A 20,198-nucleotide genomic window follows, 5' to 3' on the forward strand; every position below is an offset into this window, starting at 1 on the left:
GAACAATAATGTTAGCTGCGCGAAGCATTAACTAAGGTGCTCCTTTCATGAATCGCCCCCGCGCCGGCTGATATGAAGGTTTGTTGCGAGAGAGGTGGTCTTTGGCCAATCTGGATGAGATCGATCGGCAGCTTCTGCAGGAACTGCAGGCCGAAGGGCGCGTCACCAATGTCGAACTGGCGCGGCGCGTCGGGTTGACCGCACCGCCCTGCCTGCGGCGCGTGCGCGCGCTGGAGGATATGGGGGTGATCCGCGGCTATCACGCCGATCTGGAGCCGTCCAAGCTGGGCTTCGCGATCATCGTGTTCGCCATGGTGAGCCTGAAGAGCCAGGCCGAATCGGCGCTGCGCGAATTCGAGGAAGCGATGCAGGATCTGCCCGAGGTGCGCGAGGTGCACATGCTCAATGGCGAGATCGACTTCATCCTCAAGATCGTCAGCCGCGACCTGCAGAGCTTCCAGGAATTTCTGACCAGCAAGCTGACCCCCGCACCCAACGTGGGCAGCGTGAAGACCTCGCTGACCATCCGCACCAGCAAGCACACGCCGGGCGTGCCGCTGAAGTGAGCGAGGCGGGCGCACTGTCGGGGCATTAGCCGTCCGGCAGGGTCCCGGATTGCGCTTGTCGATCCCCGGGGCCAGCCCTTGCCACAAAAGCTGCGGTTGGGCCGAGGGGCCGGCCGTTTCTCGAAAAACCGAGTGACGAGCCGGGTTGGTAATGATATACTGTACCCTATGGCAGAACATGCGAGCTTCACCCCGGCGGACTTTTTCAACAAGGAAATGGCCCAGGCCTACGATCAGCGAAACAGCGGGCTCAGCCCGATATCCGATAACCTGCATTTTCTCATGCGACTGTCACTCGCATCTCTTCCGCAGGACGCCACGGTCTTGTGTGTCGGAGTGGGTACGGGTGCGGATGTCTTCGCCTTGGCAAACGAGCGGGCAGATCTGCGCTTTGTCGGGGTCGATCCTTCGGCGGAAATGCTCGAGGTGGCATCGGCCCGTCTGGAAGAAGCCGGCATCGTGCACCGCTGCCACCTGGTGCATGGCTATGTCGAGGATGTGGCGCAAAACGATTTCGACGCGGTACTGAGCCTTCTCGTCGCGCACTTCGTGCAGCGTCCAGACCGCCCGGCCTTCTACCGTGCCATACATGATCGGCTGAAGCCCGGCGGCAGCTTCGTCAGCGTGGAGATCAGCGGCGATCTGGATGCGCAGACATTCCCCGGCATGCTCGAAGACTGGAAGCAGGTGCACAAGCTGATGGGCGCGAGCGAGGAATCGCTTGCCTCGCTGGGCGAGACCCTGCGCGATGGGCTTTGCGTACTGTCCTACGCCGAGACCGAAGAACTATGGCGTGCCGCAGGCTTCCCCGTGGCGGTGCCGTTCTTCCAGGCTTTCATGATCCGCGGCTGGCACGCTCGCAAGCCGTCCACGTAGCAAGAAGGAAAGCGGTCAGCTTTCCCGCTCCGCCAGCCACGCCTCCAGCCACTTGATCGAGTAGTCCCCGTTGAGGATATCCGGCTCGGCCAGCAGCGCCTGGTGCAGCGGGATGTTGGTCTTCACGCCTTCCACCACCATTTCGTCCAGCGCGCGCTTGAGGCGCATGATGCAGCCTTCGCGCGTGCGGCCATAGACGATCAGCTTGGCGATCATGGAATCGTAGTACGGCGGGATCGAATAGCCCGCGTAAATCCCTGAATCGACGCGCACGTGCATGCCGCCTGCCGCGTGGTAGTAGCTCACCTTGCCCGGCGAGGGTGCGAAGGTGAACGGGTCTTCGGCGTTGATCCGGCATTCGATCGCGTGGCCTTCGAAGCGGATATCCTCCTGCTTGACGGACAGCGGCCGTCCTTCGGCAATGCGGATCTGCTCGCGCACAAGATCCACGCCGGTGATCGCTTCCGTCACCGGGTGTTCCACCTGCAGGCGGGTGTTCATCTCGATGAAGAAGAACTCGCCGTTTTCCCACAGGAATTCGATCGTGCCGGCGCCGCGATAGCCCATCTGCGCCATTGCATCGGCGCAGACCTGGCCCATGCGGTTGCGCTCTTCGGTGGAGAGCACGGGAGAGGGCGCTTCTTCCAGCACCTTCTGGTGGCGCCGCTGGAGCGAGCAGTCACGCTCGCCCAGATGGATCGCATTGCCATTGCCGTCGCCGAACACCTGAAATTCGATGTGGCGCGGATTGCCGAGATATTTTTCCAGATAGACCGTGTCGTCGCCGAAGGCGGATTTCGCCTCGGACTTGGCCTGGCTCATCAGCCCTTCGAGCAGGTCTTCGCTGGGCACGACCTTCATGCCGCGCCCGCCGCCGCCGCTGGCGGCCTTGACCAGCACCGGATAGCCGATTTCGGCGGCAATCTTCTTCGCCTCTTCCACGCTGCCGACCGCGCCGGGGCTGCCCGGCACCAGCGGCAGGCCCAGGTCGCCCGCGGTGGTCTTGGCGGTCACCTTGTCGCCCATCGTGCGGATATGTTCGGGCTTGGGCCCGATCCACGCGATGTCGTGCGCTTCCACGATCTCGGCGAACTTGGCGTTCTCGGAAAGAAAGCCATAGCCGGGATGGATCGCATCCGCATGGCTGACTTCGGCGGCCGAGATGATGTTGGCGACGTTGAGGTAGCTGTCCGTCGCGCTCGGCGGGCCGATGCACACCGCATGATCGGCGAGCCGTACGTGCATCGCGTCGGCATCCGCAGTGGAGTGCACCGCGACCGTTTCGATTCCCATCTCGTGGGCGGCACGGTGGATGCGCAGAGCGATTTCGCCGCGATTGGCGATCAGGATGCGGGTAATGGCCATTGCTTGCGTCCTCAGTCGATGATGACCAGCGGCTGGTCGAACTCGACCGGCTGGGCATTGTCGACGAGGATGGCCTTCACCGTGCCGCTGCGCGGAGCGGTGATCGGGTTCATCACCTTCATCGCCTCGACGATCAGCAGCGTCTGGCCTTCCTTCACGCTGGCGCCGACCGAGATGAAGTCCGCGGCGCCGGGCTCGGGCGCCAGGTAGACGGTGCCCACCATGGGGGAGGGGACGGCGTTGGTCATGTCCGGTCCGCTGTCGGTGGCGGGCTGCGGGGCGTCACCGGCAGCCGGGGCAGCGGCGGGGGCGGCCTGCGGCGGCGGTGCGGCGTAGCTTGCCGCCTGCATCTGCCGCGCGACGCGCAGCTTGCGATCGCCGTCTTCGACCTCGATTTCGGAAAGTCCGGTGTCGGAGAGGAGTTCGGCCAGCTCGCGCACCAGCTCGATATCGACGTTCATCTGCGACTTGCGACCGGAATTGTGGCTCTTTTCTGCCATGTGCGACCTTGATCGATGAAAAGGGGAAGGGCGCGTATGCTCTCGCGCCCGCGTTCATGCAAGGTTTAGAGCGCCGCCGCCGCCTCGATCGCTTCGAGATAGGAGGCGAGGCCCTTGCCCTTGAAGCAGGCCACCGCGGCCTGCCCGATATGCGACTGGTGGCGGAATTCCTCGCGCGTATGCGGGTCCGACAGGTGCACCTCGATCACCGGCGGAGTGATCGCCTTCGCCGCGTCGAGCAGCGCGATGGAGGTGTGGGTGTAAGCGGCTGCGTTGATGATGATCGCGCGCGCCTTCGCCTTGTGCGCCTGGTGCATCCAGTCGACCAGCACGCCTTCGTGGTTGCTCTGGCGGAAGTCTGCCGACAGGCCGAGCTCGCGCGCCTTGGCCGCGCACGCTGCGTCGATCTCTGCCAGAGTGGTGGTGCCGTAAATCTCGGGCTCGCGTGTGCCGAGCAGGTTGAGGTTGGGGCCGTTGAGGATGAAGAGAGGGAATGACATGAGTTCGGCTTACGGCGGGCCCGCCGCCCTGCCAAGATCGTCTGGTGCTTCGTCGACGGCCTATTTTTGACCAGGCGCGGGCGGCTGCAGCACACCCGGCTGGACCGGCCCGCGATAGGCCTCTTGCCGCGCTCGGCACCATTCCAGCGCCTCTGTCGTCACCCACCTGTGACTGGGCGGTTCGGAAGCGTCTGTTCGATTGGTAACGAAACAACCGCTTCGGGCGAGTGGCCCGCCATAACCGATTTTGATCGAGACCCCCCAATCTCCCCGCTCGTCGCGGATGTAAGAGATTTTGTCGTACATACTGGGCAGTGCATTTCGTGGAAACGGGAGCACACCGACAAATAACGGAGCGCTGTCAATTCCCTTGGGCAGTGCCGGAAGGAATGCACTGGTGTTGGTGACATGGAAGATCGTCAACTGCTTGCCGTCCGGCGTCGTGTAACTCATCGACTCGCCGACCTCCGGCCCCACATGCTCGGCAGGATATACCCTTCTGGGGTCCCTGCTCTTGCGCGGGATGAGGTTTTCTCGCTCACATAACAGGCCGAGCTTGGCGAGAGCTGCGTCGCCATCGTAATTGCTGTCCATCGCTGGCGGCCCGTCGAACGAGACCTTGCACACGTATTTCACTTCGGCGGCGTCTTCGTCCACCAGAACGAAGTAGACCTGCCGGTCCGGGTAGTGGCGCAGGTATATCGTCGACGAAATCCAGCCCTCGAGCAGCGGCGGCGAAGAGGGCCAACCGATATCTGCCAGGGCGCGCCGGACCGCGGGGCCGCCGTCCGCTTCCTCAAAGTTCCAATCCGAACTTTGCGGAAGAGGCTCGTAATGCGCTTGAGGGCGGGTGGTGCCTGAAGCTTGAAGCAGAAGTGCGGGCAACAATACCGAAAGCAGGCCCATACAGGCTTCCTAGTCATTATTCAGTGGTCTGAGATTACACCTGCCTTGCCTATCGTTCCAGCGAAATCGCCTACCGCTCCACGCCCTTGATCTTCCCCCACTGGCGGGCGGCGGTGTAGCCGAGGTAGCCCGTGCCGAAGAGCGCGTAGAGTTCCTCGGGCAGGCCGCGCAGGTAGGCGGTGATGCCGTTGCCGATATTCGCCGCCATGCGCGGATCGAAGGCGGAGAGCACGCCCATCGGCAGCGCGAACAGGATCATGGCGTACATCACATAGAGGAATGAGGGGCGTGCGCGGCTGGTCCAGGGGTCGGGCGACTGCGCCTCGGCGATGATCGCGGCCATCTGCGCCTCGATCAGCTTCAGCTCCTGCGATCCCTCCAGCGCGAGCAGTTCGAGCTTGGCCTTCGCCCGCGCCTCCTTGTCGGGAATGATCTTGTCGATGATCGAGGCGATGGGTCCGATCAGGCTGTCGATGAGGGGCATGGGAACGACTCCGGAATGTTGGAGTGTGTTCATGTAACCAGATCGGTTCGTGTAGGAAAATGGTTTGCGGCATTACAGCCCGCCGCTACCCCGTCCACCAACACACACAAGCAATGGAGAAACGCACATGGCCGGGATCTGGTTCGACGATATGGAAGTGGGGCAGGTGATCGATCACCCGATCCGCCGCACGGTGACGGAAACGGACAATGTCATGTTCACCTGCATGACGCACAATCCGGCTCAGTTGCATCTCGACGAGGAATACATGAAGGGCACCGAATTCGGGACCCGGATCGTCAATTCGTGCTTCACCCTCTCCGTGATGGTCGGCATCTCGGTCAACGACACCACGCTGGGCACGGCTGTCGCCAACCTGGGGTGGGACGAGGTGCGCTTCCCCAAGCCGCTGTTCCACGGCGACACGATCCGCGTGGAGACCGAAATCGTGGCGCTGCGTGAAAGCAAGAGCCGCCCGCAAGCGGGCATCGTCACCTTCGAACATCGCGCCTTCAACCAGCACGGGGATATCGTTGCGACATGCAAGCGCAGCGGATTGCAGATGAAGCGCCCGACCGACGGCTGAACGCGGCCGTCCCGGCAGAAGAACGCGGTCGGCCAGTCGTCAGACGCGCCTCACATGATGACACGGCTGTAACATTTCCTTCATCCGGTAATCGGCGCGTTTCCGGGGTTTTTCCGGAGTCGTCATTACGGAAAAAAGACAATATTGCAGTTTTGTTGCAATCTGCGGTCAAAAGTGCATAATGCTCTCCACAGAACAAGGAGAGTGAACAATGATGATCCAGGCAATCATCGCCAGCGCAATGATGTTGCAAGGCGTACCGGCAGACGGCCAGGTGCAGGTTCAGCCGGTCGCCATGATCGAGTCCCAGCAGGACCCGGCCGCGCTGATCAATCTCGGCGTGGAGCTGGCCCAGGCAGGCGAGACCGAGGCAGCGCGCAAGGCTTTCGAGAAGGTGATCCAGATGCGGGTCGCCTACACGCTGCAGACGACCGACGGGCGCTTCGTCCATCCGTCCGATCTTGCGCGCCAGGGTCTTCAGATGCTGGACAGCGGCGCGTTTGCCGCCAAGCCGGATCAGATCGCCGCCCGCTGACCGGATAGGCCATCGCCCGCTCCGCGCACTGCGGAGCGGTCAAAAATACGAAATATCCTGCCGCCGCAGGTGCTTTGGGATGTCGTCCACAAGGCACTTTGCGGCGGCAAGCCGTTGCAAATCCGCGACAACGGGCGGGAACCTGTTCGAGCCATGTCACTGCGCTGTCATGTATGATGCGCAAGGCGACATGACGGAGGGCTCGATGATTCTCGGGACATCGGGTCGGTTCGCCGCCTTTTTCGCGGCGCTGACCCTGCTAACGGCCCCGGCGCGGGCCGACGTTATGGAAATTGGCGAAGGTGGCGCGCGATGGATCGCGGGCCAGCAGGCAGGCATGCCCGCGGGAGACATGGCGATCACGCCCGCGCAGCTCGTCGCGCTCGACAACGCCGAACTGGTCGACGATCTGCCCGATCATGCCACCTCCGATCCGCGCGTGACTGCGCAGGCCGTGCCCGATGCCTACAAGGCCAAGGTGGCCGAACTTTCCGCGCGGTTCGATCTCAGCCCCAGCCTGATAGAGGCGCTGGTGTGGCAGGAAAGCCGCTGGCGCGAGAATGCCGTGTCGCCCGTCGGCGCGCGGGGCCTCGCGCAGCTGATGCCCGGAACCGCACGCGATCTGGGTGTCGATCCCAACGATCCCTTCGCCAATCTGGAAGGCGGCGCGCGCTACCTGCGCGAACAGCTCGACCGGTTCGATGGCGATCTCGAGAAGGCGCTGGCGGCCTACAACGCGGGGCCCGGACGGGTGATCCGCGCCAATGGCGTGCCGCGCATCCGCGAAACGCAGCTTTATGTGGCGGCCATCATGGGCCGCCTCGCCAACCATTCCCGGAACGAATAAAGGTATGAAAATGAAATCGCTTTCCCGGCTTGCTGCGCTGATCGCGCTTGCTTCACCTTCTGCGGTGCTGGCGCAGGTGCAGCAGCAGGACCCGGCCGGTTCGGGCCCGATCGTCAATGCGCTGGCGTGGCTTCAGGGCACGCTGCTCGGCAATGTCGCCACCGCCGTTGCCGTGATGGCGGTGGCCGCCGTGGGCTTCATGATGCTGACCGGCCGCCTCAACTGGCGCTTCGGCGCGACCGTGATCATCGGCGTGTTCATCCTGTTCGGCGCGGCCTCGATCGTGTCCGGCATTCAGGCCGCAGCAGGCTAGGGCAGGGGGAGCGAGGGCCGCCATCATGGATCAGCTCGTCCGCCACCCGGTGCACCGCGCACTCACCCGCCCGCAGATGTTCGCGGGCGTGACGATGAATTACTTCATCATCAATATCGGCGTCACGACAGAGGTTTTCCTCATCACCGGCAGCTGGCTGGCCCTGCCGGTCGCCGTGGCGATGCACGGCGTCGGTTATTTCGCCTGCCTGCGCGAACCGCGCATTTTCGATCTGTGGATCACCAAGGTTTCGAAGTGCCCGCGGGTGAAGAATTACAAGCGGTGGGGCTGCAACAGCTACGCCGCCTGACCTCGACCTAGGAGGGTCGACGTATGAGCAAGTGGAAAGGAGCCGCCGCCTGGAGCGCGAAGGAAGCCCGCGTTGGCGACCGGCTGCCCTATGCCCGGCTGGTGGACGAGAACACGCTGCTGCTGCGCGATGGTTCGCTGCTGACTGCCATTCAGGTGCCCGGCCTCCTGTTCGAGACCGAGGATACCGAAGCGCTCAACGCCCACGCCGCGACGCGCGAGGTGATGCTGCGCAGCACGCTCGACAGCCGCTTCGTCATGTACCACCACGTGATCCGCCGCCGGGTCGAGGTGGAGCTGGATGCGGAGTTCGAAGACCCGCTGGCCGGCCATATCGATGCGCGTTGGAAGGAACGGCTGGGTTCGGGCTCGCTGTTCATCAACGACCAGTTCGTCACGCTGATCCGTCGCCCCGCGCGCGGCAAGGCGGGCTGGGTCGAAAAGGCGAGCAAGGCGCTCAATGCCCGCAAGAAGGACGCGGTCGAGGTCGATCCGAAAGACCTGCGCTCGCTTCGTGCCGCCGCCACTGGCCTCGTCGCTTCGCTCCAGCCTTACGGCGCGGCCATGCTGGGTGATTACACCGGCCCCAAGGGCTACACCAATTCCGAAATCCTGGAGCTGCTTTCGGCGCTATACAATGGCGAGATGCGGCCCGTGCGCCGCCCGGCAGAGGATCGCGACATCGGCCACATGCTGCCCTATCGCCGGGCGAGCTTTGGCATCGACGCGATGGAGCTGCGCGGTTCGGGCGACCCCGATTTCGCCGCGATGCTCAGCCTCAAGGACTATCCCGACGCGACCAGCCCGGGCCTGCTCGATTCGCTGCTGCGGCTGCCCTACGAAATGGTCGTTTCGGAGAGCTATGCCCCCGCCGAACGCACCACTGCGCGCGAGCGGATGGACCTTGCCATCCGGCGCCTGCGCTCTGTCGACGAGGAAGCGCAGGCCGAACGCAACGACATGATGGCCGCGCGCGATGCGCTGGGCAACGGCGCGGTCGGCTTCGGCGATCATCACCTCTCGGTGCTGGTGCGCGAGCGCACGCTCCCCCGGCTCGACGATGCGACCGCCGCCTGCGCCGCCGCGCTGGCCGATACGGGCGCCATCGTGGTGCGCGAGGATACCAATCTGGAACCCGCCTTCTGGGCGCAGTTCCCCGGCAACGAGCAGTATATCGTGCGCCGCGCGATGATCTCTTCTGCCAATATGGCGAGCTTCGGCTCGCTCCACGGCTTCGCGCTCGGTCAGGCCGAGGGCAACCACTGGGGCGAGGCGGTGACGCTGCTGGAAACGACCAGCGCGACGCCCTTCTTCTTCAACTTCCACAATGGCGATCTGGGCAATTTCTCGGTCATCGGGCCGTCGGGTTCGGGCAAGACCGTGGTGATGAACTTCCTCGCCGCGCAGGCGCAGAAGTTCAATCCGCGCACGATCCTGTTCGACAAGGATCGCGGCGCGGAGCTGTTCGTGCGCGGGATCGGCGGGCGCTACGACCGGATCTATGCGGGCGAGCCTTCGGGCTTCAATCCGCTCTCGCTGCCCGACACGCCCGCGAACCGTGCCTTCCTGCGCGACTGGCTGGGCGTGATGCTGAAGGCCGAAGGGCCCGAGGAACTGCAGACCGTCAGCCACGCGGTCGATGCGGCGTACGAGAACGATGCGAGCCTGCGCCGGTTGCGCAATTTCCGCGAACTGCTGAGCGGTACGCGGCGCCCCGAACCCGGCGACCTCGCGGATCGCCTGTCGGCCTGGATCCACGGCGGCGAGCACGCCTGGCTGTTCGACAACGAGATCGACGAGCTGGACCTCGACCGCAAGACGCTCGGCTTCGACATGACCGCGCTGCTCGAAAACCCGCGGCTGCGCACGCCGACGATGATGTACCTGTTCCACCGGATCGAGGAACGGCTCGACGGTGAGCCGACCATGATCCTGATCGACGAAGGCTGGAAAGCGCTCGACGATGAAGTCTTCGCCGCGCGCATCCGTGACTGGCTGAAGACCTTGCGGAAGCGCAACGCGCTGGTCGGCTTCGCGACGCAGAGCGCGCGCGATGCGCTGGAAAGCCGCATCTCTACCGCGCTGGTCGAACAGACCGCCACCATGGTGTTCATGCCCAACAGCCGCGCCCGGCCCGAGGATTATTGCGACGGTTTCGGGCTCACCAGCCATGAGCTCGCGCTGATCCGCACGCTGCCCGCGCACAGCCGCTGCTTCCTGGTCCGCCAGCCCGATGCGAGCGTCGTGGTCCGGCTCGACCTGTCGGGCGCGCCCGAAGTGCTCACCATCCTCTCGGGCAGGGAAAGCAGCGTGCGGCGCCTCGATCTGCTGCGCGAAGCGCTGGGTGATGATCCGGCCGACTGGTTCCCCGCGCTGACCGGTCATGCCTGGCCGGGTGGTAAGAAGGACGATATCGGCGGCGATCTGCCGTTCAGGCAGGCTGCGGAATGACCGGCGGCGGAACCTGCGATCTGGCGATGTCCGAAGCCGCCGGCGGCGTTGCCGCCGCGCTGGAAGCGGTCAATTGCGTCGCCGCCGAAGTGACGGGCGCCACCTTCGGTCGGCTCTTCGCGCCCGGCGGCGTCCTGGTCAGCGCGCTGACCATCATCCTGACGCTGTACGTGGCGTTCTTTGCCATCAACCTGCTGACGGGTCGCTCGGTTCTGGGCGTGCGCGCGCTTACGCCCCGCATGATCACGCTGGGGCTGGTGCTGACCTTCGCGACCAGCTGGGTCGCGTATCAGTCGGTCGTCTGGGGCGTGTTCGTCGACGGGCCGGACTGGCTGGCCAGCGTGCTGACGGGGGACAGCGGGTCGGCCACGCAGACCTTCGCCACCAAGGTCGATGTCGTGTTCGCCGCCGTACAGCAGGCGAGCGAGGGGAAGACCGATATCGAAACCTTCTCCCCCGCCGGGATGCTGTGGATGGGCGCGCTGCTGTTCATGCTCGGCACGGTCGGCCTGCTCGTCACCACGCGGATCGCGCTGGCGCTGCTGATCGCGCTGGGGCCGATCTTCGTGGTCATGGCGCTGTTCGATGGGACGCGCGGGCTGTTCGTCGGCTGGCTGAAGGGCGTCACCATGATGGCGCTGACACCGCTTTTCGCGGTGCTGGGCGGCTCGATCATGCTCGAAATGTCCGTGCCCATCCTTGCCGCCCTGAACCAGGTGCCGGGCGAGATTCCCGCGCGCGCGGCGATGGCCTTCTTCATGATCGGCGCGGTGCATGTCGCGCTGATGGCCATGGCGCTCAAGGTGATGGGCACCATGGTCGGCGGCTGGCAGGTCTTCGGCCTTGCCAGCAGTGACAGCGACAAGGGTCGGGGAAGCGTGCCTGCCGCCGCGCCTGCGCCTGCGCCCGCCGCCTCCAATGCCTATAACGGCGCTGCAGGTTCGCAGCCCGCGCCCTCCAGCGCAGCGCGGCGCACCGCCGTGGTCGCGGCGACCCCGCCGATGGCCGCGAACGACAGCGGCGCAGGCGGCAGCGCGGGGGCGGGTGGCTCGCGCGTGACCAACGTCTACGCCACCTCTTCAGGCAACGGACAGCAGGGCGAACCTAGCAAGGCGGCTTCGCGTACCAGCGGGCTCGGTTCCCGCTTCAAGGCGGCACCTGCCCGCCAAACGGAGAAAGTGAAATGATCCGCGCGTTTCTACCCGCGCTCGCCATGCTTGCGGTGCTCGCCGCGAACCCCGCTGCGGCACAGGACCCCCGGCTGGTCGAACGGCTCTACGATCCGGACGAGGTCGTGGTGATCCAGGGCAAGACCAAGGTGCAGGCGACGATCGAATTCGGCGAGGGCGAGGCGATCGAGAATGTGGCGGTGGGCGATTCCACCGCCTGGCAGGTCACGCCCAACCAGCGCGCCAACCTGCTGTTCGTCAAACCGCTGAGCCCCAGCGCGCAGACCAACATGACGGTCGTGACCAACCGTCACACCTATCTGTTCGATCTGGTGGCCAGCCCGCGCGCGAAACCGCTGTACATGATGCGCTTCACCTATCCCGAGCCGCCGCCCGAAGAGCAGGAAGCCCAGCTGGCCGAGAACGCCGTGGGCGAAGCGAACGCCATCGAACTGGCAGCGGCGACAGACCCGCTGGCGGTGGTCGACCCGGCCATGCTCAACTTCAAATGGCAGGCCAAGGGCGAACGGCAACTGCAGCCGGACGAGGTCTACGACGATGGCCGCTCCACCTACCTGCGGTGGAATCAGGACCGGCCTGTACCGGCGATCCTCATCGAGAATTACGAGGGCGAGGAAGGCCCGGTAAATTCCACGGTGCGCGGCGATACGGTGATCGTCGACGGTGTGCCGAGGGAAATTATCCTGCGCTCGGGTCGTGAAAGAGCAACACTGGTGAACAATGGTCCGGCGCGGGCAACTGCCGCGAGCGGGCCGGTCAGCGGCGGCCGCTAGGCCAGCCTCGAAAGGGAAGCGAATATTATGCGCCTCGCCATGAAAATGCCGCCCAAGAAGGCTTCGGGCGATTCGAACGCGGCCAATGATGCGCGCGACGACGATCCGCGCGAGAGCGAAAGCGCGGAGATCATCGATCTCGCCAGCCGCAGCGCCTTCCCGGCGGTTGCGAAGAAGAAGGGCGGCAGCGACAGCATGGGGATGGTCGCAGGGATTGCGATCGTCGCCGCGCTTGGCCTCGTCACGCTGTGGAGCATGAGCAGTGCGCGGCTGGAGCCGGAGGAGGCGACGCCCGCCGCCGACCCCGCACCCGCTTCCTCCACCGGGCCGGCCCAGATCGCCGTCGATCCCGCGCCCGAGGCATCGCCCGTCGGCGCGCCTGCGCAGCAGGTGGTGCGGGTCGATCCGGCGCCTTCGCCGGTGCTTTCGAACAATCCCAACCTTGCGCCGGGCACCGCCGCAAATCCCTATAACAGCCCGACGATCGTGTTCGATTCCTCGGGCAAGGCGGTCGCATCCGTTCCCGCCGCCGCGCTGCCCGAGGGCGCGCGAGCCGGAGGCGAGGGCGCGACGGGCAGTTCGGCGGGCGATTTCGCCAGCCGTGTCGGCGGTGTCGGCGGCAGCACCGCCCGCGCACAGCCGCTCGCCAACCCGGCGACGACGGTTACGCAGGGCACGCTGATCCCCGCCATCCTGGAAACCGCGATCGACACCGACGTGCCCGGCTACGTGCGCGCGGTGGTGAGCCAGGATGTGAAGAGTTTCGACGGCAAGAACGTGTTGATCCCGCGCTCCAGCCGCCTGATCGGCCAGTACCAGTCGGGTCTGCAGGCGGGCCAGAAGCGCGCTTACGTGATCTGGACCCGCGTGATCCGGCCCGACGGCGTGAGCGTGAACCTGCAATCGCCGGGTGTCGGCTTCGACGGGACGACCGGGCTGCCTGGCGATGTGGACAGCCGTTTCTTCCAGCGCTTCGGTTCGGCCATGCTGCTCTCCGTGGTTGGCGGGCTGTCCGCGATCGGCACCGGCGGCGCTTCGGTGGTGATCGGCGGGGGCGGCCAGGCGGCCGCGGCTGCGGCAGCATCGCAGGACAGCCAGCTCGGCCCGGTGGTGCGCGTGCGTGCGGGCGAGCCGATCCGCGTGTTTACCGCACGCGATCTCGGCTTCGCAGGTCTCTAGGCGCACCTTGGCCGACGCCGATCCGCAAACCATGGGCGCAGACCTGCAATCCGTGACATCGGGCAACCCCGCCGAGCCTGCCGATACGCAGGCTCCGGCGGCTTCGGGTTCGGGTTCGCACAGCGTCTATCTCGAGGCTTATCTGGCGCCGTTCCGCCAGTGGCTGGACCGCGACACGGTGACGGAGATCATCGTCAACCGGCCGGGCGAGGTCTGGATCGAGGATGCGGCAACCCCCGGCGGGATGCAGCGGATCGAGACCGACGCGATCACCGATATCCTCGTCCAGCGGCTGGCCGAACAGGTCGCCCGCGTCAGCCACCAGGGCATCAACCGCGAGCATCCGCTGCTGGGCGCGACGCTGCCCGATGGCGCGCGCGTGCAGTTCTGCGGTCCGCCCGCCAGCCGCAAGCACTGGGTCATGGCGATCCGCCGCCACCGGCGGCTGGATCTGCCGCTCGATGCGTATGACACCGGGCCGTTGAAACGTCAGGAGCAGGCGGCAATGCCCGATCCGCAGGCAGAGCCCATCGCATTCCTGCGCGAGGCGATCCTCCAGCGGCAGACGATCCTGATTTCGGGCGGCACCAGCACCGGCAAGACTACCTTCCTCAACGCGATGCTGGGGGAGATTCCCAAGGACCAGCGCGTGGTTCTGGTAGAAGATACACCGGAATTGAAGCTGCCGGGGGAGAACGGCGTGGGGCTGGTCGCGGTGAAGGGCGAACTGGGCGAAGCCAAGGTGACGGCCAACGAACTGCTTCAGGCCGCGCTGCGCCTGCGTCCGGACCGGATCGTGCTGGGCGAACTGCGCGGGCAGGAATCGGTCTCCTTCCTGCGGGCGATCAACACCGGCCACCCGGGCAGCTTCTCGACCGTGCACGCCAACTCGCTACACGGCGCGCTGGAGCAATTGTCGCTGATGGTGATGCAGACCGGTATCGGCCTCAGCCGCAAGGATATCATCGCCTACGCCGCCAGCGTGATCGATGTGATCGTCCAGCTGGGCAGGGGGGCTGACGGCAAGCGCGGCATCGCCCAGATCGCGCGCAGTGCAGACCTGTTGAAATCCGACGACTGGTAGCATCCGTTCGTCCAAAACCGGGCTGGCCTGCCGTGCGCCCACCGGATAGAGAACGCGCGAAACCGCGCACCTGCGCCCTGCGCAGGTCAGACAGTCGCAACCAAAGCGAGAGCTCAAGACCCGATGGCTTCCCCGCTCAGCGCCGATTCCAGCCGTGATATCGGTTCGCGCTTCTTCAACCGTGAACTAAGCTGGCTTGCCTTCAACGATCGCGTGCTCGCCGAAGCGTGCAACACGGATTACCCGCTGCTCGAGCGGCTGCGGTTCCTCTCCATCTCCGGAAGCAATCTCGACGAATTCATGATGATCCGCGTGGCCGGTCTGGTCGGCCAGGTGCAGCGCGGAATCGACAAGCCGTCCGCAGACGGGCTCACCCCCGCGCAGCAGCTGTCCGAAATTCGCGCCAGGCTCGCCCAGCTCAATGAACGCCAGCAGGGCACCCTGCGCGACCTGCGCGAGATGCTGGCCGATGCGGGCATCCACATGGCGGACGACCGGCGGATCGACCGCGAGGCGCATGAATGGCTGCGCAGGCATTTCCTGGACGAGATCATGCCCGTCATCACGCCGCAGGCGCTCGACCCGGCGCACCCGTTCCCCTTCATCGCCAACGAAGGGCTCGGCGTGCTTTTCACCGTGCGCCGCGAAGACCTGAAGAACCAGGAAACCGAAGACCTGGTCGAGATGGTGCTGATCCCCTCGGCCTTGCCGCGCTTCCTGCGCGTGCCGGGGGACGAGGCGATCTATATCGGGATCGAGAACCTGATTACCCGCTTCGCCGAACACCTGTTCCCCGGCTTCGAGATGCGCGGCAGCGGTGTGTTCCGGGTGCTGCGCGACAGCGATATCGAGATCGAGGAAGAGGCGGAGGACCTTGTCCGCACCTTCCGCAGCGCGATCCAGCGCAGGCGGCGAGGGCAGGTGATCCAGCTGGAGCTGGAGACCGAGTTCGATCCCACTGCGGAAGCGCTGCTGCGCGAACGGCTGGCGACGCCGGGCGCATCCTTCGTCAAGATCGATGGAATGCTGGGCATGGCGGGCCTGTCCGACATCGTGAAGGAAGACCGGCCCGATCTGAAGTTCGATGCCTATTCGCCGCGCTATCCCGAGCGTATCCGCGAACATGACGGGGATTGCTTCGCCGCCATCCGCGAAAAGGACATCATCATCCACCACCCGTACGAAAGCTTCGACGTGGTGGTCGATTTCATCCGGCAGGCCGCCGCGGACCCCAATGTGGTGGCGATCAAGCAGGCGCTTTACCGCGCAGGCACGCAGTCGGAGGTTATCGAGGCGCTGGTGGAGGCGGCGGAGAACGGCAAGTCCGTGACCGCCGTTGTCGAGCTGAAGGCCCGCTTCGACGAAGAGCAGAACCTCTACTGGGCCAACAAGCTTGAGCGTGCCGGCGTTCAGGTGATCTACGGTTTCGTCGACTGGAAAACCCATGCCAAGGCGGCGATGGTCGTCCGGCGCGAGGAAGAGGGCTTCCGCACCTATTGCCACTTCGGGACGGGCAATTATCACCCGATCACCGCCAAGATATACACCGATCTCAGCTACTTCACCGCCGATCCGCGGCTGGGCCGGGATGCCGCGAAGCTGTTCAACTTCGTCACGGGCTATGTGGAGCCGCACGGGACGGAACTGTTGAGCATCAGCCCGATCGACCTGCGCGAGACGCTTTATGCGCGGATCGATGCGGAGGCCGAGGCGGCGAAACAGGGCAAGCCTTCGGGTATCTGGATCAAGATGAACCAGTTGACCGATACCGGCATGATCGACCGGCTCTATGCCGCAAGCGAAGCGGGGGTCGAAGTGCAGCTGGTGGTGCGCGGCATCTGCAATCTGCGCCCCGGCGTTCCTGGCCTGTCGGAGAATATCCGCGTCAAGTCGATCATCGGGCGTTTTCTCGAACACAGCCGCATCTACGCCTTCGCCAATGGCGCACCGATTCCGGGTGAACAGACGCGGGTGTATATCTCCAGCGCGGACATGATGGAGCGCAACCTCGACCGGCGCGTTGAACAGCTTGTGCCGATCGAGAACCAGACGGTACATGACCAGATCTTGCAGCAGGTGCTGCTCGCCAACCTACTCGATAATGAAAGAAGCTGGGTTTTGCAGCCGGACGGAACTTACGAGCGTGTCGAAGCGGGCGATGCCAAGCCCTTCAACTGCCATCGCTATTTCATGACCAACCCCTCCCTCTCGGGCCGTGGAGGCGCGCTGGAGGCAGGGGCCGTGCCCAAACTGGCTCTGCGGCGGGGGGTTGCGTGATGGCGCGCAAGAAGGGTAGCGATCGCCGCCGGATTTCGGGCTCCGACCCGCTGGGCGCGATCATCGATATCGGCTCCAACACGGTGCGTCTGGTCATCTATGGCGGGCCGCCGCGTGCGCCCACCACGCTGTTCAACGAGAAAGTGACCGCCCGTCTGGGGCGCGACCTCGACGAGAACGGCCTGCTTGCCGAGGATTCGATCGATCTGGCGATGGGTGCGCTGAGGCGCTTCGCGCTGATCCTGGCCGATCTTGAGGTAACGCGGGTCGATACGGTCGCGACCGCAGCCGTGCGCGATGCGAAGAACGGCAAGGATTTCCTCGCGCAGGTGGAGGCTCTGGGGCTGGAGCCGCGCCTGTTGAGCGGGATCGACGAAGCACGGATAAGCGCCGAAGGCGTGCTGGGCGCCTTTCCCAGCGCGCGCGGTATCGTTGCCGATATCGGTGGCGGCAGCCTCGAACTGGTACCGGTGGAAGACGGCAAGGTGGGCGAGGGATGCAGCCTGCCCGCCGGGACCCTGCGGCTGGCCAGAATTGGCGGCGGAGACCGCGACAAACTGCGCGACAAGCTGAAGAAGATGATCGGCAAGGATGCCCCCGCCATGGCGCAGGGCGGCGATCTGTACCTCGTCGGTGGCACGTGGCGCGCGCTCGCATCCTTCGCCCGCGCGCAGATCGATTTCCCCCTGACCGACCCGCACGGTTTCACGATGACCCGCGAGGAAGCGGCGGAACTGGTCAAGAAACTGGCCAAGACCGATGTGGAGACGATCAGGGCGACACCGCGCGTTCCCTCGTCGCGGGCGGACAGCCTGCCGGAAGCGGCTTCGTTGCTGCATGTGCTGTTGAAGCACTACGACCCGGAAAGGATCGTGGCGTCCGCCTGGGGGCTGCGCGAGGGCCTGATGATGCGGCGGCTGGACCAGTATCAGCTGGCGCAGGACCCCTTGCTCGCCGGCGCGATAGAATTCGCCGAAAGCCGGGGCGCCTCGGCCATGCAGGCCACGCGTGTTGCAGGATGGACAGTCGACACGGTGCGTTCGCTGCGGCCGGGGGCGGAAAGGCTGCGGCTGGCGGCCATCATGCTGGGGCTTGCCGCGATGCAGACCGAGCCGAACCTGCGTGTGGGGCAGGGCGTGGACTGGGCGCTGCACAAGCGCTGGATTGCGATCACGCCAGAGGGGCGCGCGATGCTCGCCGCGTCGATCTGCGCCAATTCCGCCGAACTGGAAATGCCCGAAGCGGTCGTTGCGCTCGCATCGAAGGAGGCGCTGGACGAGGCAATCACGTGGGGCCTTGGCCTGCGGCTGGCCCGCAGGCTTGGTGCAGGCTCGGCCCGCTCGCTCGATGCGACCCGGCTCACCCGCGAGAAAAAGACGCTCGTCCTCGCGCTCGCCAAGAGTCATGCCGCGCTTTACGGCCAGCCCGCCGAACGCGATCTGGCGATGCTTGCCGCGCATCTGGGGCTGGAGCCGGAAATGCGGGTGATGGGTGAGAAGAAGCTGCCGGAAAAGGGCGAGCCCTCGCTGCTGCTCGATCAGCCGATGAAGGGCTAGGGCAGCGCGGCTAGGCTCTGTCTTCGCCGGCGAAGGGGGAGAAATTCGTGTCCGTATCGAAGACCTCGATCCCTTCCTCCCGCTTGAGCCACCCGACCACGAGATAGGTCACGGGCGTCAGCACGGCTTCCCAGAATATCTTGAGCAACCAGTTGGTGACGAGCACGGTCACGACATCGCGCGTTTCCCACACGCCCAGGAAGGCGATGGGATAGAACAGCAGGCTGTCCACCCCCTGGCCCACCACGGTCGATCCGATCGTCCGGGTCCACAGCGCCTTGCCCTGCGTCCAGACCTTCATCTTGGCCATGACGAAGGAATTGACGAACTCGCCCGCCCAGAAGGCGACGATGGATGCCAGAACGATCCTGGGGACCAGGCCGAAGACCTGTTCGTAAGCGTCCTGCCCGTCCCAGCTGGCGGCGGGCGGCAGGCTCACCACCACCCAGCTCATGAAGGCCATGAAGATCAAGGCCCCGAATCCGGTCCAGATCACGCGGCGTGCGCGGGCGTAGCCGTAGACTTCGGTCAGAACGTCGCCGATCACGTAGCTGACGGGGAAGAACAGGATTCCCGCACCATAGATGAAAGTGCCGTCGGGGGCGGGCCACCAGCCGTCCGGCCAGAAGGGCAGGGTGATCGCTGTCAGTTTTGCCGCACCGATAATGTTGGACAGCAGCAGGATGGCGACGAAGGCCGCCATGACCCGGTCGAAATGCTTGAACCGCGCCGGGCCGATATGCGCCACGCTGGCGGTTTTCCCCGGCTGCGTCATCTTGTTCCCCACCGCGATTGCATAACCCGGTTTTGGCTTCGGGCAAAGGCGGCTATGCGATCGCGGTGTGCGCCCTTAGCTCAGCTGGATAGAGCACGGGACTTCTAATCCTGAGGCCGCAGGTTCGAATCCTGCAGGGCGCGCCAGTTTTCCCCCTCCGCCATCCATTTGGCTCGAAAGCACGAATGGCTGCGCGGTCGAGGGTGTTGTGGATTGAGTTCGGCGCGCGTGCGCCCGGTTTGGTGGATGGTGATGATGCGGCAGGGCGAGCCTTGGTCCGCTAAATGTCGCGATCCCTGGCCCACTCGAACAGGCGCATGTCGGCCGCACCATCGGTGGCGACGCGTTCTCGAATGCGATCGTCCACGCTCGCGTAGCGCCTGACCACTTCCCCATTGGATGGATGGTGCGGCAGGTCGAGTGCCGACCGGTCGCCTGCGCGCCTCTGGCTTTCCCAATCCTCGGGCAGGGACAAGTGCGCACTTAGCTTCCCCAGAACCTCGTCCAGTTTCGGTGTCACGGTCGCGATCCAGCACTTTTCCAGCAGGCCGATGGCGATATCGAAATTGGCCGCAGGATCATCGGCGACATGTTCGCCGAAAGCCCTTTGCGCGTAGAACTTCACCGCCGAATTTGCATATTCCGGGCGGTATACGCTGGAATACCAGTCCTCGAACGGGAGGCCGGTCTTCCCCCGGCTGCGGCGGAAATTGTAGAGCGAGACGCACCGCTCTGCCGGATCGCGAATAACGGTGAAATACCGCGCCTCGCGGCCCGGCACCAGCGTGTGCATCCCGGCATAGGTGTGATGACCCGTCAGCACGCGAGCAGCCTGCCTGTCCTCCAGCGTGCGATCCGCAAACTCGGCGATACCGTGCGTCCGGCGATAGTGGCGACCCCAAAAGCTGAAATTCACAAGCTCCACATCCCAGGCCAGATGCCGCGCAAGGTATGCATTCAGGGTGGTCCCGCCGCTCTTGGACAGATGGAAGAATATGAAAATCGGCGCGTTCGACATGGTGCCTCGCTAGCGCCTGACGCGCGAAATTCAATTCGCGTGCCAGGGCTTGCCGCTTTCCACCACAAGCCAATCGTGCGACCGGACCCCTCCGATGGAAATAGATAC

At 64.9% G+C, this 20,198-nt stretch carries 21 protein-coding genes and 1 tRNA gene; 15 read left to right on the forward strand and 7 right to left on the reverse strand.

The genetic code is table 11. The features are described 5' to 3' along the window. The first annotated feature begins 101 nt into the window (after window positions 1-101). Window positions 102-566, forward strand: a complete 465-nt coding sequence (locus ADAD_RS0112605; protein ID WP_010414341.1) for an Lrp/AsnC family transcriptional regulator — start codon at window positions 102-104, stop codon at window positions 564-566. A 168-nt stretch (window positions 567-734) separates the two neighbouring features. After that, window positions 735-1,442 (forward strand): class I SAM-dependent methyltransferase, encoded by a 708-nt coding sequence (locus tag ADAD_RS0112610; RefSeq protein ID WP_010414343.1) that lies wholly within the window; start codon window positions 735-737, stop codon window positions 1,440-1,442. Between the two features lie 15 nt (window positions 1,443-1,457). Here the strand turns inward: ADAD_RS0112610 and accC are convergent, their stop codons facing one another. The 5 genes from accC to ADAD_RS0112635 form a co-directional block, all read right to left on the reverse strand. Next, window positions 1,458-2,807, reverse strand: a complete 1,350-nt coding sequence (gene accC / locus ADAD_RS0112615) for an acetyl-CoA carboxylase biotin carboxylase subunit (RefSeq protein WP_010414345.1) — start codon at window positions 2,805-2,807, stop codon at window positions 1,458-1,460. An 11-nt stretch (window positions 2,808-2,818) separates the two neighbouring features. After that, the gene (accB, locus tag ADAD_RS0112620; RefSeq protein ID WP_010414347.1) at window positions 2,819-3,307 is read right to left on the reverse strand and encodes an acetyl-CoA carboxylase biotin carboxyl carrier protein; all 489 of its coding nucleotides are present in this window, start codon (window positions 3,305-3,307) and stop codon (window positions 2,819-2,821) included. A gap of 65 nt (window positions 3,308-3,372) precedes the next feature. Next, window positions 3,373-3,807, reverse strand: coding sequence for a type II 3-dehydroquinate dehydratase (locus ADAD_RS0112625; RefSeq protein WP_010414349.1), 435 nt, complete (start codon window positions 3,805-3,807; stop codon window positions 3,373-3,375). A 60-nt stretch (window positions 3,808-3,867) separates the two neighbouring features. Further along, on the reverse strand, window positions 3,868-4,713 hold the full coding sequence (locus ADAD_RS0112630; protein ID WP_010414352.1) for a hypothetical protein: 846 nt from the start codon (window positions 4,711-4,713) through the stop codon (window positions 3,868-3,870). Between the two features lie 70 nt (window positions 4,714-4,783). Continuing rightward, window positions 4,784-5,197 carry a holin family protein gene (locus ADAD_RS0112635; RefSeq protein WP_010414353.1) on the reverse strand — a complete coding sequence of 138 codons (414 nt, stop codon included), beginning with the start codon at window positions 5,195-5,197 and terminating at the stop codon, window positions 4,784-4,786. 127 nt (window positions 5,198-5,324) lie between these two features. Here ADAD_RS0112635 and ADAD_RS0112640 point away from each other — a divergent pair, with 127 nt between their 5' ends. From ADAD_RS0112640 to ADAD_RS0112695, 12 genes are all read left to right on the forward strand, one after another. Further along, window positions 5,325-5,783 (forward strand): MaoC family dehydratase, encoded by a 459-nt coding sequence (locus tag ADAD_RS0112640; protein WP_010414355.1) that lies wholly within the window; start codon window positions 5,325-5,327, stop codon window positions 5,781-5,783. Window positions 5,784-5,994: 211 nt separating this feature from the next. After that, window positions 5,995-6,318 carry a tetratricopeptide repeat protein gene (locus ADAD_RS0112645; RefSeq protein WP_010414358.1) on the forward strand — a complete coding sequence of 108 codons (324 nt, stop codon included), beginning with the start codon at window positions 5,995-5,997 and terminating at the stop codon, window positions 6,316-6,318. Window positions 6,319-6,523: 205 nt separating this feature from the next. Further along, the gene (locus ADAD_RS0112650; RefSeq protein ID WP_033193376.1) at window positions 6,524-7,165 is read left to right on the forward strand and encodes a lytic transglycosylase domain-containing protein; all 642 of its coding nucleotides are present in this window, start codon (window positions 6,524-6,526) and stop codon (window positions 7,163-7,165) included. A gap of 10 nt (window positions 7,166-7,175) precedes the next feature. Next, window positions 7,176-7,478: a TrbC/VirB2 family protein gene (locus tag ADAD_RS0112655; protein WP_425341742.1), complete on the forward strand. Its 303-nt coding sequence runs from the start codon at window positions 7,176-7,178 to the stop codon at window positions 7,476-7,478. 25 nt (window positions 7,479-7,503) lie between these two features. After that, window positions 7,504-7,788 (forward strand): type IV secretion system protein VirB3, encoded by a 285-nt coding sequence (locus ADAD_RS0112660; protein ID WP_010414366.1) that lies wholly within the window; start codon window positions 7,504-7,506, stop codon window positions 7,786-7,788. A 23-nt stretch (window positions 7,789-7,811) separates the two neighbouring features. Then, window positions 7,812-10,238, forward strand: coding sequence for a VirB4 family type IV secretion/conjugal transfer ATPase (locus ADAD_RS0112665; RefSeq protein WP_010414369.1), 2,427 nt, complete (start codon window positions 7,812-7,814; stop codon window positions 10,236-10,238). Continuing rightward, window positions 10,235-11,425, forward strand: coding sequence for a type IV secretion system protein (locus ADAD_RS0112670; RefSeq protein ID WP_010414370.1), 1,191 nt, complete (start codon window positions 10,235-10,237; stop codon window positions 11,423-11,425). The genes ADAD_RS0112665 and ADAD_RS0112670 overlap by 4 nt, the downstream gene beginning before the upstream one ends. Then, window positions 11,422-12,201: a TrbG/VirB9 family P-type conjugative transfer protein gene (locus ADAD_RS0112675; RefSeq protein ID WP_029140120.1), complete on the forward strand. Its 780-nt coding sequence runs from the start codon at window positions 11,422-11,424 to the stop codon at window positions 12,199-12,201. Before ADAD_RS0112670 ends, ADAD_RS0112675 begins: the two co-directional genes overlap by 4 nt. A gap of 39 nt (window positions 12,202-12,240) precedes the next feature. Beyond that, entirely contained in the window at window positions 12,241-13,380 is a 1,140-nt protein-coding gene (locus ADAD_RS0112680; protein WP_010414375.1) for a TrbI/VirB10 family protein, read from the forward strand. 31 nt (window positions 13,381-13,411) lie between these two features. Continuing rightward, entirely contained in the window at window positions 13,412-14,464 is a 1,053-nt protein-coding gene (virB11, locus tag ADAD_RS0112685; protein WP_033193378.1) for a P-type DNA transfer ATPase VirB11, read from the forward strand. 123 nt (window positions 14,465-14,587) lie between these two features. After that, window positions 14,588-16,741, forward strand: coding sequence for an RNA degradosome polyphosphate kinase (locus tag ADAD_RS0112690; RefSeq protein WP_010414379.1), 2,154 nt, complete (start codon window positions 14,588-14,590; stop codon window positions 16,739-16,741). Continuing rightward, window positions 16,741-18,297 (forward strand): Ppx/GppA family phosphatase, encoded by a 1,557-nt coding sequence (locus ADAD_RS0112695; RefSeq protein ID WP_010414381.1) that lies wholly within the window; start codon window positions 16,741-16,743, stop codon window positions 18,295-18,297. The genes ADAD_RS0112690 and ADAD_RS0112695 overlap by 1 nt, the downstream gene beginning before the upstream one ends. Window positions 18,298-18,307: 10 nt before the next feature. Here the strand turns inward: ADAD_RS0112695 and ADAD_RS0112700 are convergent, their stop codons facing one another. Further along, window positions 18,308-19,072, reverse strand: coding sequence for a queuosine precursor transporter (locus ADAD_RS0112700; RefSeq protein WP_010414383.1), 765 nt, complete (start codon window positions 19,070-19,072; stop codon window positions 18,308-18,310). 69 nt (window positions 19,073-19,141) lie between these two features. Between ADAD_RS0112700 and ADAD_RS0112705 the strand changes: the two genes are divergently transcribed. Then, window positions 19,142-19,218, forward strand: a tRNA-Arg gene (locus ADAD_RS0112705). A 134-nt stretch (window positions 19,219-19,352) separates the two neighbouring features. Here the strand turns inward: ADAD_RS0112705 and ADAD_RS0112710 are convergent. Next, the gene (locus tag ADAD_RS0112710) at window positions 19,353-20,090 is read right to left on the reverse strand and encodes a sulfotransferase family 2 domain-containing protein (protein WP_010414385.1); all 738 of its coding nucleotides are present in this window, start codon (window positions 20,088-20,090) and stop codon (window positions 19,353-19,355) included. Between the last annotated feature and the right edge of the window lie 108 nt (window positions 20,091-20,198).

The organism is Citromicrobium sp. JLT1363 (assembly GCF_000186705.1).
Lineage (GTDB): Bacteria > Pseudomonadota > Alphaproteobacteria > Sphingomonadales > Sphingomonadaceae > Alteriqipengyuania.